The sequence below is a fragment of the Aeromonas sp. 600276 genome (assembly GCF_049175815.1).
In the GTDB taxonomy this organism is placed as follows: Bacteria; Pseudomonadota; Gammaproteobacteria; order Enterobacterales; family Aeromonadaceae; genus Aeromonas; species Aeromonas dhakensis.
Genome location: NZ_JAAKVU010000013.1, coordinates 44,459 through 58,350, shown reverse-complemented (window position 1 = coordinate 58,350; position 13,892 = coordinate 44,459). Strand labels below are relative to the sequence as shown.

13 protein-coding genes and 1 other annotated feature are annotated in these 13,892 nt (G+C 62.8%); of the genes, 7 read left to right on the top strand and 6 right to left on the bottom strand.

What is annotated here, in order from left to right:
• Window positions 1-33 precede the first annotated feature (33 nt).
• Genes hisA through hisG form a run of 6 tightly spaced genes read right to left on the bottom strand, consistent with a single transcriptional unit; the run spans window position 34 to window position 5,865 of the window.
• The gene (gene hisA / locus G5134_RS13960) at window positions 34-783 is read right to left on the bottom strand and encodes a 1-(5-phosphoribosyl)-5-[(5-phosphoribosylamino)methylideneamino]imidazole-4-carboxamide isomerase (RefSeq protein WP_017784288.1); all 750 of its coding nucleotides are present in this window, start codon (window positions 781-783) and stop codon (window positions 34-36) included.
• A gap of 5 nt (window positions 784-788) precedes the next feature.
• Window positions 789-1,418: an imidazole glycerol phosphate synthase subunit HisH gene (gene hisH / locus G5134_RS13955; RefSeq protein WP_206220093.1), complete on the bottom strand. Its 630-nt coding sequence runs from the start codon at window positions 1,416-1,418 to the stop codon at window positions 789-791.
• The gene (gene hisB / locus G5134_RS13950) at window positions 1,418-2,548 is read right to left on the bottom strand and encodes a bifunctional histidinol-phosphatase/imidazoleglycerol-phosphate dehydratase HisB (RefSeq protein WP_201880628.1); all 1,131 of its coding nucleotides are present in this window, start codon (window positions 2,546-2,548) and stop codon (window positions 1,418-1,420) included. Before hisB ends, hisH begins: the two co-directional genes overlap by 1 nt.
• A 15-nt stretch (window positions 2,549-2,563) precedes the next feature.
• The gene (gene hisC, locus G5134_RS13945) at window positions 2,564-3,634 is read right to left on the bottom strand and encodes a histidinol-phosphate transaminase (RefSeq protein ID WP_219325728.1); all 1,071 of its coding nucleotides are present in this window, start codon (window positions 3,632-3,634) and stop codon (window positions 2,564-2,566) included.
• The gene (gene hisD / locus G5134_RS13940) at window positions 3,631-4,956 is read right to left on the bottom strand and encodes a histidinol dehydrogenase (RefSeq protein ID WP_421232061.1); all 1,326 of its coding nucleotides are present in this window, start codon (window positions 4,954-4,956) and stop codon (window positions 3,631-3,633) included. Before hisD ends, hisC begins: the two co-directional genes overlap by 4 nt.
• Before the next feature lie 12 nt (window positions 4,957-4,968).
• Window positions 4,969-5,865: an ATP phosphoribosyltransferase gene (hisG, locus tag G5134_RS13935; protein ID WP_017764450.1), complete on the bottom strand. Its 897-nt coding sequence runs from the start codon at window positions 5,863-5,865 to the stop codon at window positions 4,969-4,971.
• 28 nt (window positions 5,866-5,893) lie between these two features.
• Window positions 5,894-6,018, bottom strand: a sequence feature (His leader region).
• A 186-nt stretch (window positions 6,019-6,204) separates the two neighbouring features.
• Between hisG and G5134_RS13930 the strand changes: the two genes are divergently transcribed.
• The 7 genes from G5134_RS13930 (at window position 6,205) to rnd (ending at window position 13,859) form a co-directional block, all read left to right on the top strand.
• The gene (locus tag G5134_RS13930; protein WP_005301068.1) at window positions 6,205-6,447 is read left to right on the top strand and encodes a hypothetical protein; all 243 of its coding nucleotides are present in this window, start codon (window positions 6,205-6,207) and stop codon (window positions 6,445-6,447) included.
• Window positions 6,448-6,518: 71 nt separating this feature from the next.
• Window positions 6,519-8,429: an ATP-dependent DNA helicase gene (locus tag G5134_RS13925; RefSeq protein WP_017788103.1), complete on the top strand. Its 1,911-nt coding sequence runs from the start codon at window positions 6,519-6,521 to the stop codon at window positions 8,427-8,429.
• A 157-nt stretch (window positions 8,430-8,586) separates the two neighbouring features.
• On the top strand, window positions 8,587-9,288 hold the full coding sequence (gene tsaB, locus G5134_RS13920) for a tRNA (adenosine(37)-N6)-threonylcarbamoyltransferase complex dimerization subunit type 1 TsaB (RefSeq protein WP_411585820.1): 702 nt from the start codon (window positions 8,587-8,589) through the stop codon (window positions 9,286-9,288).
• A 95-nt stretch (window positions 9,289-9,383) separates the two neighbouring features.
• Complete coding sequence (locus G5134_RS13915; protein WP_010633940.1) at window positions 9,384-9,899, top strand: Slp family lipoprotein; 516 nt, start codon at window positions 9,384-9,386, stop codon at window positions 9,897-9,899.
• Between the two features lie 9 nt (window positions 9,900-9,908).
• Window positions 9,909-10,775, top strand: coding sequence for an alpha/beta fold hydrolase (locus G5134_RS13910; RefSeq protein ID WP_421232060.1), 867 nt, complete (start codon window positions 9,909-9,911; stop codon window positions 10,773-10,775).
• 198 nt (window positions 10,776-10,973) lie between these two features.
• Window positions 10,974-12,650 (top strand): long-chain-fatty-acid--CoA ligase FadD, encoded by a 1,677-nt coding sequence (gene fadD, locus G5134_RS13905; protein WP_082969934.1) that lies wholly within the window; start codon window positions 10,974-10,976, stop codon window positions 12,648-12,650.
• A gap of 96 nt (window positions 12,651-12,746) precedes the next feature.
• Entirely contained in the window at window positions 12,747-13,859 is a 1,113-nt protein-coding gene (gene rnd / locus G5134_RS13900; RefSeq protein WP_181969393.1) for a ribonuclease D, read from the top strand.
• Window positions 13,860-13,892 lie beyond the last annotated feature (33 nt).

Below are 13,892 nucleotides of genomic sequence, written 5' to 3'. Positions count from 1 at the left end.
GTCAACGTCAGGAGGTTGTCTGCTGTGGCGGGATCAGCCGGCGTTGCCGTGACTGCCCCAGCAGGCGATGGCGTCCCCCACCGAGAACTTGCCCTCCAGCAGGGCGCGACCGAGGATGATCCCCTTGACCCCTGAGCCCTTGAGCGCCTCGATATCCTCTATGCCGCCAATGCCGCCGGAGGCCTGGAAACCGACGCTCGGGTAGCGGGCACAGAGATCCCGGTAGAGCTCGACGTTGGTACCGGCCAGGGTGCCGTCACGGCTGATGTCGGTGCAGAGCACGTGTTTGAGTCCGGCGGGCAGGAAGCGCTCGATCAACGCCTCTATGGTTACCCCGCTGTTCTCCTGCCAGCCGGCTACCGCGATATGGCGATTGCCCTGGGCATCGATATTGACGTCCAGCGCCAGCACGATGCGCTCGGGGCCGTATTTCTCCATCCAGCTGGCCACCAGATCCGGCGATTTGACGGCGGTGGAGCCGATCACCACCCGGCTGGCGCCGGCGGCCAGCAGGTCCGCCACATCCTGCTCGCTGCGCACGCCACCCCCTACCTGCACCGGCGCCTCGGTGGCCGACAGCAGCTGGGCGATGAGGGGGAGCTGGCGCGCCTTGGCATCCTTGGCACCGTCCAGATCCACCAGGTGCAGCTGCACCGCCCCCTGGGAGACATATTCATCGAAGCGGGCCTGCGGGCTGTCGCTGTAGGCGGTCTTCTGGCCGTAGTCGCCCTGATAGAGCCTCACGACTTGGCCGTTAATCAGATCAATGGCTGGGATAATCATCCTTGTTAAAGCTCCAGAAAGTTTTGCAGTAGGCGGGCACCGGCCGCGCCGGAGCGCTCCGGGTGGAATTGGGCGCCAAAGAAGTTGTCACGACCGACGATGGCGGTAAACGGCTGGCCGTAGTCGCAGGTGGCGATGGTGGCGTCGGTCACCTCCAGGGCGTAGGAGTGGACGAAGTAGAAGTAGCTGCCGCTCGGAATGCCCTTGAGCAGCGGGTGGCTCTCGTCGTGCTCCACCTGATTCCAGCCCATGTGAGGCAGGCGCAGGTTGCCCACCTCCATCAGCTTGATCCTGCCCGGGACTATGCCGAGGCAGTCGATAAGCCCGCCCTTGTCTTCGCCCTCACTCATGATCTCTTCGGAGGCCTCCGCCAGCATCTGCATGCCGAGGCAAAAGCCCAGCAGCGGCTGTTTGGCGGCGCGAATGAGTGGCACCAGATTGCGCTCGTTGAGGTTCTTCATGGCGGCCACGGCGGTGCCGACCCCGGGCAGGATCAGCTTGTCGGCCGCTTCGATGTCGGCCGCCTCGCGGGAGACCCGCGGTTGCACGCCGAGGCGCTCGAACGCCATCCTGACCGAGGCAAGGTTGGCACACCCAGTGTCGATGATGACCAGCTTCTGCTTGTTCACTTCCATCACAGCACCCCCTTGCTGGAGGGCAGCTCGCTCCCTTCCACCCGAATGGCCTGGCGCAGGGCACGGCCAAAGCCCTTGAACAGCGCCTCCACCTGGTGGTGGGTGTTGCCGCTGCCCACCTTCATCTGCAATGTGATGGCCATGGCGTCCGAGAGGGAGCGAAAGAAGTGGGGCACCATCTCGGTGGCCATCTCGCCCACGTTGTCGCGGCCAAAACCGCTCGGGCAGTCGAACACGAAGTAGGGGCGACCGCTCAAATCCAGCGCGGTGGCTACCTCCTGCTCGGTGAGCGGGGTCTCTTCATCCGCACGCGGGCGGCCATCGATCACCGCCTGCACCTCGTCCATCGCCAGCACGAAGCCGAAGCGGCCGATGCCGCGCTTGTTGCCAAGAGCCTGGCGCAGGGCCTGACCGAGGGCTAGGCCGACATCTTCTACCGTGTGGTGATCGTCGATGTGCAGATCGCCGCTGACCTTGAGCTTGAGCCTGAAACCGGCGTGGGTCGCTATCTGATCCAGCATGTGATCAAAGAAGCCGATGCCGGTTTCAATCTGGTTGCCGCCGCTCTTGTCTAAATCCACAGCCACCTGGATGCGGGTCTCCTTGGTATAGCGCTCCACCTCGGCAACTCGTCCTTTGGAGAGCAGCTGATCACGAATGGCGAGCCAGCCGTGATCTTGCGGGTGGTAGCGAATACCGCCAATGCCCATGTTCTCGGCAAGCTGCAGATCAGTCTGTCTGTCACCAATCACGAAGGAGTTGGCAAAGTCGATGCGACCCGAGGCGAGATACTCCTTCACCAGGCCGAGGTGGGGCTTGCGGCAGCTGCAGCCGTCGGTGGGGAAGTGAGGGCAGATCAGCACCTTTTCCCAGCTCACTCCTTGCGATTCGAACAGGTGCATCATCAGGTCGTGGGGCGGCTGGAAGTTCTCCAGCGGCAGGCTGGCGGTGCCCAGCCCATCCTGGTTGGTCACCATCACCAGCACGTAACCGGCGGCCTGCAGCTCGCGCAGTACCGGGATCACCATGGGTTCGAAGCGCAGCTTGGCGAGGCTGTCCACCTGCTTGTCGGTCACCGGCTCTTCAATCAGGGTGCCGTCGCGGTCGATAAACAAAAACGGGGTCTTCATCGCTACATCCTTGTCTTACAAAGTGGGAGAGGGCAGGTCACGCAGCACGGCCAGCACGGCGTCCATCTCGCCCTGATAGCCAATGGTGACGCGAATGCTGTTGTCCAGGCCCGGCTTGGTCGAGAAATCCCGCAAGATGATGCCGGCGGCCTTCATGGCGGCAAAGACGGCGGCGCCATCCACAAAGCGCACCAGTACAAAGTTGCCCTTGTCCTCGAACACTTCCTTCACGCAGGCAAATCCTGCCAGCTCAGCCTTGAAGGCGGCCTTTTGCCTGTTGAGCTCCACCACTCGCTCGCGCATCAGCTCGAGCCCCATGGGGGAGAGGGCCTGCGCCGCTATCTGGGCGATAGGCTCGGGAATGGGATAGGGGGCGATCACCTTGGCCAGCATGGCGATCACCTCCGGGTTTGCCAGCGTAAAGCCGCAGCGGATCCCCGCCAGGGCAAAGGCCTTGGAGAGGGTGCGGGTCACCACCAGATTGGGGAAGCGAGCCAGCAGGTCCACCACGGAAGCCTCGGGGCAGAACTCGATATAGGCCTCGTCCACCACCACGATGGCGCGATCCTGCGCCTTCTCCAGCAGGGCGATGAGCCCGTCGCGCCCCACCAGATCCCCGGTGGGGTTGTTGGGGGAGCAGAGAAACACCAGCTTCACGTCGCCGAGGCGATCGGCGATGGCGGGCCAGTCCGGCTGGCGGCTGGCGGTGAGCGGTTGTTCGACGATACCGACACCACAGGTCTCGGCGCTGATGGCGTACATGCCGTAGGTGGGGGGGCAGATGAGGATCTGATCCTGTCCCGCCTCGCAGAAGGTGCGGATCAAGAGCTCGATGGCCTCGTCGGCACCGCGGCTAACCAGCACCTGATCGGGATTGACCCCGGCGTAGGCGGCATAGCCGTTCACCACCTCGGCCGGTTGGCACTCGGGGTAGCGGTTGAGACGGCTCCCCTCGATGGTGAAGGGATAGGCCAGCGGGGCCTCGTTGGCGTTGAGCCAGACGTGGCCCTTGCCGCCGATACGGCGGGCGGATTGATAGGGGGTGAGGGCCCGCACCACGCGGCGCGCCAGATTGGCAATGCTCATGACAAATCCTTCTGCTGTGCTGTTTGTTGGGACGCGGCGGCCAGGGCGTTCAACCTCAGGGTGACGGCATTCTTGTGACCATCAAGCCCCTCGGCCTGGGCGATGCGCTCGACTATGGGGCCAAGGCCCTGAATGCCGCGCTCGCTCAGCTCCTGCACCGTGTAGCGGCGCTGATAATCGGCGAGGCCAAGGCTCGAGCAGGTGCGGGCATAGCCGTAGGTGGGCAGAGTGTGGTTGGTGCCGCTGGCGTAATCGCCGACCGATTCCGGTGTCCATGCCCCGAGGAAGATGGAGCCGGCGTTTTCAAACCGGTCCAGTAGATCACGGGGAGCGCGGGTCTGCACGATCAGGTGCTCCGGCGCGTAGGCGTTGGAGATGGCGCAGGCCTCGGCCAGATCGTCACAGAGGATCACCAGGCTTGAACCCAGCGCCTTGGCAGCGATGTCGCGCCGAGTCAGTTTGGCCAGTTGGCGCTTGATCTCGCCGTTGATGGCGTCGGCCAGCAGCGGTGAGGTGGTCACCAGCACCACCTGGCTGTCGGGGCCGTGCTCGGCCTGGGAGAGCAGATCTGCCGCCACAAAGGCCGGGTTGGCGCTCTCGTCGGCGATCACCAGCACCTCGGAGGGGCCGGCCGGCATGTCGATGGCGGCGCCGCGCCAGTCGCGGGACACCTGGCCCTTGGCTTCGGTCACATAGGCGTTGCCCGGGCCGAAGATCTTGTCCACCTTGGGGATGCTTTCGGTGCCGTAAGCCATGGCGGCGATAGCCTGGGCGCCGCCGATGGCGAACACCTTCTCGACCCCGCAGGCGCGAGCGGCAAACAGGATCTCGTCGCTGGCCGGGGATGGGGTGCAGAGCACCACTTCACGGCAACCGGCGATCGCTGCCGGAATGGCCAGCATCATCACGGTGGAGGGGAGCGGCGCGCTGCCACCCGGCACGTAGAGGCCGACCCGGCTGATGGGCTGGGTGCGCAGCTCGCACACCACCCCGGGCTGGGTTTCCACCTGCACCACGGGTTGCGCTTGCGCGGCGTGGAAGGTGCGAATGTTGGTGATGGCCGCCTCGATGGCGCTCTTGATGTCGTCATCGAGGCGCTCGCAGGCGGCCTCGATTTCGGCGTTGTTTACCTGCAGTTGCTGGCGCGGGGCTCGTTCGAAGCGCTGGCTCAGCTCGCGCAGGGCCTCATCGCCCCGGCTGCGTACCGAGCCGATGATCTCCCGCACCACGGCGCCGATGTCGGCTTCGTCACTCAGGGCGGGCCGGGTCAGCACGTCGGCCTGCTGGGCGGGGGAGAGGGTCTTCCAGATCAGGGTCTGCATGATATCCCTTCCTTATTCCATCATCTTCTCGATGGGCAGCACCAGAATGGAGCTGGCACCCAGCGCTTTGAGCTGCTCCATGGTCTCCCAGAACAGGGTCTCGCTGGAGACGACGTGCAGCGCCACCTGATTGGTCTCGCCCGCCAGCTGCATGATGGTGGGACGTTCGGCCCCCGGTAGCAGATCGGTGATGGCATCGAGCTTGTCCTTGGGGGCGTGCAGCATGATGTACTTGCTCTCGCGCGCCTGCTGCATCCCCTGAATGCGGGGCAGCAGGGTGTCGATGATCTTCTGCTTGGCATCGGACAAAGGGTTGGGCGCCTGCACCAGTACCGCCTTGGATCGGTAGATCACCTCCACCTCTTTGAGGCCGTTGGCCTCCAGGGTGGCACCGGTGGAGACCAGATCGCAGATGGCATCGGCCAGGCCCGCGCGCGGCGCCACTTCCACCGAGCCGCCCAGCATCACGCTCTTGAAGGCGAGCCCCTTCTCGTCGAAGAAGCGCTTGAGCAGCCCAGGGTAGGAGGTGGCGATGCGCTTGCCGGCGAGGCTCTCTGGCCCGGTGTAGTTGACGTCGTCCGGCACCGCCAGGGAGAGGCGGCAGCCGCCGAAGTCGAGCTGTTTGAGGGTCTTGACCGCAAAGGGCTGGCCCTGGGAGGCGCGGATGAGCTGCACCTCTTCCAGCACGTTTTCGCCGATGATGCCAAGGTCGACCACCCCTTCCATCACCAGCCCCGGGATGTCGTCATCGCGTACCCGCAGGATGTCGATGGGCATGTTCTCGACATGGGCGATGAGGCGCTGCTCGCGCAGGTTGATCTTGAGGCCGCAGCTCTTGAACAGGGCCTGGGAGTCCTGGCTCAGGCGACCGGATTTTTGCATGGCGATGCGCAGACGTTGTGTTTCCATTGCTCGATTTCCTTCTAGTCAAAAACGAAAAAACCCTCGGAAGTGGGTGCTTCCGAGGGTTTATGAATCTTGCGGTCCTTTTGGAAGTCACCAGTTAAGTGTCTTCCAGCAGTCAACCTCCTGAAAGACTATTCGGGATGATGATGGTGGTGATGAGTCTTCAGGCTGGTGAACGGCATGTAATCAATCCTTTACAAATAAGATGTCGTAGTTGACGCCCGATTTAAACTACCTGCCTTGACGGAAAAAGCAACCGGAAAATGTGATTTGGTCGATTAAAGTTGAGAAAACGGTTTTATGGTCGATAACTAGACAAGGTGAGCCAGAGGAGGCGACATCATGCCCAGCCAGGACCTGTTATTCCCCATTCTGCCCAGGGCGCCGGCCGCGCCGAGCAGTGACGACATCAAGCGGGAAGTAACCCAGATCAGCCAGAAGCATCAGTTGCGCAAGACCAGCACCGACAACGGCGACTCCCAGCAGCGCCAGCAGCCTTACCCCTCGGCCAAGCGTGATCAGGAAAAGCCTGAAGAGGACGATCACAAGCCGGATCCCGATCACCAGATCGATCTCTTCGTCTAGGGGCAGAAGTCAGTCCCGCTTTTGCCACCTTTTTGGCATAATGCCCCCTTTTGTTGCAGCGGGACGCCCCTTTGACCATCCAGACCCTGTTCAAGCCAGACGGCCCTCTGGCCAGCCATATCGACGGTTTTGTCGCCCGCGCCCCGCAACTGGAGATGGCCGAAGCGGTGGCCAACGCCATCAAGTCACACGGTCGCTTGCTGGTGGAGGCGGGCACAGGTACCGGCAAAACCTACGCCTATCTGGTGCCGGCGCTGGAATCCGGCAAGCGGGTGGTGATCAGCACCGGCTCCAAGAACCTGCAAGAGCAGCTCTTCTATCGAGACCTGCCGACCATCACCGGCGCACTCTCCTATACCCCGCCGGTGGCTCTGCTCAAGGGGCGCAGCAACTATCTTTGCATCGAGCGGATGAACCGGCTGCTCAGCGAATCCCACCTGCAAAAGCCCGAAGTGCTCAACGATCTGGTCAAGGTGAAGTCCTGGTCCACCGCCACCGACAACGGTGACGTGGGGGATATTCCGGGGCTGCAGGAGAACGCCGAGATCCTCGCGCACGTCACCAGCACCAATGAAAACTGCCTCGGCCGCGATTGCCCCTATTACGACGACTGCCATCTGGTGGTGGCCCGCCGCCGCGCCATGGATGCCCAGGTGGTGGTGATCAACCATCACCTCTTCTTCGCCGACATGGCGGTCAAGGACACCGGATTTGGCGAGCTGGTGCCAGAAGCGCAGGTCTATGTGTTTGACGAAGCGCACCAGCTGCCCGAGATCGCCACCAACTACTTCGGCAAGTCGGTGGGCAGCCGCACCATCCAGGATCTGGCGCAGGATATCCAGCTTGCCTATCGGGCCGAGGCCCACGACATGGGTCAGCTTGGCAAGGCGGCAGACAGGCTCGCCATCGCGAGCCAGGACTTGCGGCTCGCCTTCGGGGTGGACGGCGGTCGTGGCAACACCCGCGACATGTTGCGCCAACCGCTCTGGGGCCAGGCGCTGGCCCGCCTCAACGATGCCCTCGGCCTGTGTTACGAGGTGCTGAAGCTGGCGCTGGGGCGAGGGGAGCAGCTTGACCACTGTTTCGAGCGCATCAGTGAGCTGCGCACTCGCCTTGGCGAGGTGCTGGCGGTCAATCAGACCGGTTTCTCCTACTGGTATGACTGCTCGCGGCTCCATTTCACCCTCAATCTGACCCCGCTGTCGGTGGCCGAGCGCTTTGGCGCCGAGGTGCTGCGCCCCGAGGTGGCCTGGGTGTTTACCTCGGCGACGCTGACGGTGGACATGCGCTTTGATCACTTCAAGGCGGAGTTGGGGCTGGCCGGCAGCGCCGAGCTTATCCTCGACAGCCCGTTCGACTATGGCGAGCAGGCGCGCCTGTGTGTGCCGCGCTTCCTGCCCGAGCCCAATGCCTTTGGTCGGGGCGAGCAGCTGGCCAACCTGATGATCCCGCTTATCAACAAGACGCCGGGGGGCTGTTTCTTCCTCTGTACCAGTCATCAGGTGATGCGCCAGGTGGCTGAGGTGCTGCGCCGGGAGATCGGTCGCACCGTGTTGCTGCAGGGGGAGGACAACAAGCAGCGGCTGCTCAAGGAGTTTGTCGAGAATGGCCGCGCCGTGCTGGTGGCGACCAGCAGCTTCTGGGAGGGGATCGACGTGCGTGGTGCCGCGCTCTCCTGTGTTATCATCGACAAGCTGCCGTTTGCCAGCCCCGACGATCCGCTGCTCAAGGCGCGGGTGGATGATTGCAAGCTCAGGGGCGGTGATCCCTTCGCCGATATCCAGCTGCCCAAGGCGGTGATTGCCTTGAAGCAGGGGGTGGGGCGGCTCATTCGTGATCGCAGTGATCACGGCGTACTGGTCATCTGTGATCCCCGCATGGTCAACAAACCCTACGGCGCGACCTTCATCAAGAGCCTGCCTGCCATTCCTCGGACCCGGGAGCTGGCCACCCTGGGCGGTTTTTTCGATCGCAAGGGCTGAATCTACCGAAGATGCTGCGCACCCGTGCACTGGCGAGGCGGCCACGCTGCCGATAGGGGACGAGGTGGCCCGCAATGCGCGCACCAGAATGTGAAAACTGCTGGCAGAGCCTGCTTGCAGATTATGTAATTGACTGATTTTATAGAGATTGGAAAGCATGAACGAGTTGAAGATCCTGGCCGTAGATACCGCCACCGAAGCCTGCTCCGCCGCCTTGCTGGTGGGGGAAAAGGTATTCTCCCGTTGGGAAGAGGCGCCGCGGGATCACACCCGTAAAATCCTGCCCATGGTTCAGGCTGTGTTGGACGAGGCCGGGGTAACCTTGGACGAGCTCGATGCCATCGCCTTTGGCCGCGGTCCCGGCTCCTTTACCGGGGTGCGGATCGGCATCGGCGTGGCGCAGGGGCTGGCGCTGGGCGCAGGTGTACCGCTGATCGGCATCTCCACCCTGGCCGCCATGGCGCAGGGGGCTCATCGGCTGGACGGCGCCGAGCGGGTGTTGACCGCCATTGACGCGCGCATGGACGAGGTCTACTTCGGCCATTATGAGCTCATCGATGGCCGCATCCAGCTGGTGGGCGAAGAGGTGGTGAGCGGCCCCGCCGCACTGGTGGCGTCCCGCGGCATGCTGCCGGGCAGCTTTACCCGCGTCGGTACCGGATTTGAGACCTATGGCGAGACCCTCGCTGCGCTGGCCGACGAGCTGGTGACCAGCCATGTACGCTTCCCGGCGGCAGAGGACATGCTGCCGCTTGCCCGTAGCGCCTGGCTGGCCGGCGAGGCGGTGGCGGTCGAGCAGGCGACCCCGGTATATTTGCGTGACAAGGTGACCTGGAAGAAGCTGCCGGGTCGCGAATAAGGGCAGGAGTGGCAGACTTGTCGCTCATGCCGGTCGACACAGGCCCCATGCGGGCGGTTGAGAGGTCGGGCCCAGCCCGACCCAAGGAGAGTGACATGTTGAAGCGTGCAATGGTGATGGGGGCCGCAGGGCTCTTGCTCGGTGCCTGCAGTTCGGTCCCGCAAGAGCTGGCCTATGAGCCCGCCAACCAGCTGGTGGCCTACCAGCCGGCGCTTGCCGGCCTGGAAGGCAAGCCGGCCCGCTGGAGCGGCGTCATCTCGTCGGTACACAACAAGGCGGATCAGAGCGTCATCGAGGTGGTCTATCTGCCGCTCAAGTCCAACGGGGTGCCGGAGCAGACCGAACAGAGCCCGGGCCGTTTTCTGGCCATCATGCAGGGTTTTGTCGACCCGACCCTCTATGCCAAGGGGCGCAGCCTGACGGTGCTCGGCACCATAGCCCAGCCGGTGGACAGCCAGATTGGCGAGCATAAATACCGCTTCTCGGTGCTCAAGGTGACGGGCAGCAAGCTGTGGCCGCCGGTCAAGGAGGTGGAGGTTCGCTACATGGATCCCTACTTCTACGACCCCTTCTATGATCCCTACTGGCCGAGACGGCCGCTGCGCCGCTAGGAGCTGGGCATGAACACCTTGCTGCAAGAGCGCTTCCTGACCCTGGCCGACGGCCGCCGGGTTGCCTTGCTCGAGAGCCCGCCGGCGCAGGGAGAGCATGGGGACAAACCGCTGCTGCTTGCCCTGCATGGCTGGCTCGACAACAGCGCAAGCTTTGTGCCCCTTGCCCCCTATCTGACTCATTTTCACCTCGTCTGTGTCGATCTGCCGGGGCACGGTCGCTCGGATCACAAGAACACGCCCTATGTCTTTGTCGACTGGCTGGACGATCTCTATCAGATCACCCAGGCGGCCGGCTGGTCGCGCTTTGTGCTGCTGGGTCACTCCCTCGGGGCACTGATTGCCTCCGCCTATGCCGGGGTCTTCCCCGAGCAGGTGGAGCGGCTCATTCTGCTGGAGGGGCTCGGGCCCCTCAGCCAACCGGACGACGCCGTGCCGGAGCAGCTGCGCCGAGCCATCCTCAACCGCAGCCGAACCCGCGAGCGAGCCTCCCAGGGCTTTGCCTCCATCGACGAAGCGGTGGCGGCGCGCTGCAAGGTGGCGGACATCACCCCGAGTGCGGCACGCCTTATCTGCGAGCGGCAGCTGGAAGAGCGGGCAGGGCGCTGGCACTGGCGCAGCGATCCCCGTCTGCGGGATCTCTCCCCCATGCGTATGAGCGAGGGGCAGGCCCAGGCGCTGATCCGGGCCATCCGTTGCCCGGTGCTGTTTATCGCCGGCGCAGAGGGTTTTGCCAGCCTGCAGGTACAGTGGGGAGAGCGTCATGCCACCTTTACACGCATTGAGCGGGTCGTTTTGGCGGGAAACCACCATTTTCATATGGAAAATTCGGCAGAGACCGCGGTTTGTATCGAAAAATTTTGTCAAATTCGGTAGAATCGGCGGCTTTCAATAATTCCAGGTTTGTCTTCCCCCTCACATTTTTCTGTTGTTAATTCGCTGTTAATTGATGTTGCCCTATGTAAATATGGGCGGCATTAGAGTATGAGCTTAAAACAACTGCTTGAAATGGATGTGAACAGGGACGGAGGCAACACAGTGAGCGCACAGGTGCTAGTTATGCAGGAGAAGTTCGTGGAAAAAGTCTGGCTGAAGCGTTATCCACAAGGGGTACCCGCCGAGATCAATCCAGACCAATACAGCTCCCTGGTCGAGATGTTTGAAGAGTCGGTGAACGAGTTTGCCGACCAGCCTGCCTTCGTCAACATGGGGCAGACCATTACCTATCGTCGTCTCGAGGAGCAGTCCCGCGCCTTTGCCGCCTACCTGCAAAACGAGCTCAAGCTGAGCCAGGGTGACCGGGTCGCCGTGATGATGCCCAACCTGCTGCAGTATCCCATCGCCGTGTTCGGCATCCTGCGTGCCGGCATGATAGTGGTCAACGTCAACCCGCTCTATACCCCGCGCGAGCTGGAGCACCAGCTCAAGGACTCCGGCGCCAAGGCCATCGTCATCGTCTCCAACTTTGCCCACACCCTGGAAAAAGTGGTCTACGACACCCCGGTCAAGCACGTGATCTTGACCCGGATGGGGGACAACCTGGGGCTGGCCAAGGGGACCCTGGTCAACTTCGTGGTGAAATACGTCAAGAAGCTGGTGCCCAAGTACAATCTGCCCCACGCCAGCACCATGCGTCAGGCGCTGGCCAAGGGTCGTTATCTGCAGTACATCAAGCCCGAGATCAACAACGACGATCTCGCCTTCCTGCAGTACACCGGCGGCACCACAGGCCTCTCCAAGGGGGCCATGCTGACCCACCGCAACATGATCGCCAACGTGGAGCAGTGCCTCGGCGTCTATGGCCCTGTGCTGGAGCGAGGCAAGGAGTTCGTGGTCACCGCGCTGCCGCTCTACCACGTCTTCGCGCTGACCGTGAACTGCCTGCTGTTCATGCGTCTGGGTGGCTACAACCTGCTGATCAGCAACCCGCGCGACATCCCGGGCTTTGTCAAAGAGATCAAGAAGTACCCCTTCACCTGCATCACCGGGGTCAACACCCTGTTCAACGCGCTGGTCAACAATGGCGAGTTCCAGAGCATGCCCTTTGACAAGCTCAAGCTCACTATCGGCGGCGGCATGGCGGTGCAGCGGGCGGTGGCCGAGCAGTGGAAGGCGTTGACCGACACTCCGCTGCTGGAAGGTTACGGCCTGACCGAGTGTTCACCCCTGGTGAGCGTCTGCCCCTACGATCTGGTGGACTACAACGGTTCCATCGGCCTGCCGGTCTGCTCCACCGACATCCGGCTGGTGGATGACAACGGTCAGGTGATCCACGAACTCGGCAAACCGGGGGAGATGCAGGTACGCGGCCCGCAGGTGATGAGCGGTTACTGGCAGCGTCCCGAAGCCACCGCCGAGGTGATGCAGGATGGCTGGCTCTGTACCGGCGATATCGCGGTGTGCGACGAGCAGGGCTTCTTCAAAATCGTCGATCGCAAGAAAGACATGATCCTGGTCTCCGGCTTCAACGTCTATCCGAACGAGATCGAGGACGTGGTGGCGCTCCACCCGAAAGTGCTGGAAGTGGCCGCCGTCGGTGTGCCGCACAAGGTCTCTGGCGAGCTGGTGAAGATCTTCGTGGTCAAGAAAGATCCAAAGCTGCTGGAAGACGAGATTATTGCGCACTGCCGCAAACATCTGACTGCCTATAAGGTCCCGAAACTGGTAGAATTTCGTGACGAACTTCCCAAGACCAATGTGGGCAAGATCCTGCGCCGCGTGCTGCGCGACGAGGAGATTGCCAAGCAGTAACCGGCGTGGCGCTGCCAAGCAGCATGCCGTCGTTATGCAAAACCGTGGGTCAGCCCACGGTTTTTTCTTTTGGCCCTGATCAACGCGCAGGCACAGATGCATTATCAACTCATTTCACAGCAAGCCGAACTGGATCAGTATCTCGCCTCCCTGGCCGACGTTCCCCTGGCCATCGATACTGAATTCGTCCGCACCCGTACCTATTACCCCCAGCTGGGCCTGTTCCAGATCTACGACGGCCACCAGCTGGCGCTGCTGGATCCCTTGACGCTGGATCTCTCCTCCCTCTGGCAGCGACTCGGTCGGGCAGGGCAGATCGCCATTTTGCACGCCTCCGGCGAAGATCTGGAGCTTATCCAGCATCAGGCGGGTCATCTGCCCAACCAGATGCACGACACCCAGCTGGCGGCGGCCTTTCTGGGCCACGGGGTCTCGGTGGGCTTCGGCGCCCTGGTCAACGAGTTTCTCGGCGTGACCCTGGAAAAGGATCAGGCGCGCACCGACTGGCTGGCGCGCCCGCTCACCCCCCGTCAGCTCGAGTATGCGGCGGCCGACGTCTTCTATCTGCTGCCTCTCTACGACAAGGTGATGGCAGCGCTGCGTGAAAGCGGCAAGTTCGCCTGGTTCGAGCAGGAGTGTCAGAACCACTCTGCCCGCAAGACCCAAAGCAGCGATCCCCGCCAGGCCTATCTCGACATCGTCAACGCTTGGCAGCTGGGGCGCCGCGAGCTGGCGATCCTGCGCGAGCTGGCCGCCTGGCGTCAGCAGGAGGCGGTGCGCCGGGATCTGGCCCTCAACTTCGTGGTCAAGGAGCTGCACCTGTTCAAGGTGGCGGAGCGCAAGCCCACCTCCCTGCGCGATCTCAACGAGCTGGGGCTGGCCCCCATCGAGATCAAGATCCACGGCAAGCGGATGCTGGATATCGTGGCCGCCGCCCAGCAGAGCGATCCCGCCGGCTGGCCCGAGCCCATTCGCCGGCTGGTGGATTACCCCCAATACAAGGCCGAGCTCAAGCGTATCAAGGGGATGGTGGAAGAGAAGGCCAAGGCCAGCAATATTCCGCCCGAACTGGTGGCCAGCAAGAAGATCATTCACCAGTACTTCACCTGGAGCTGGCGTATGAGCGACGAAGAGCGGGCCCGGGCCGACAAGCCCATGCTGCTGCAGGGCTGGCGCTTTGAGCTGGTGGGCCATCTGTTGGCCCAATGAGATAGCGCACAAGAGAACGGGCCCACTGGGCCC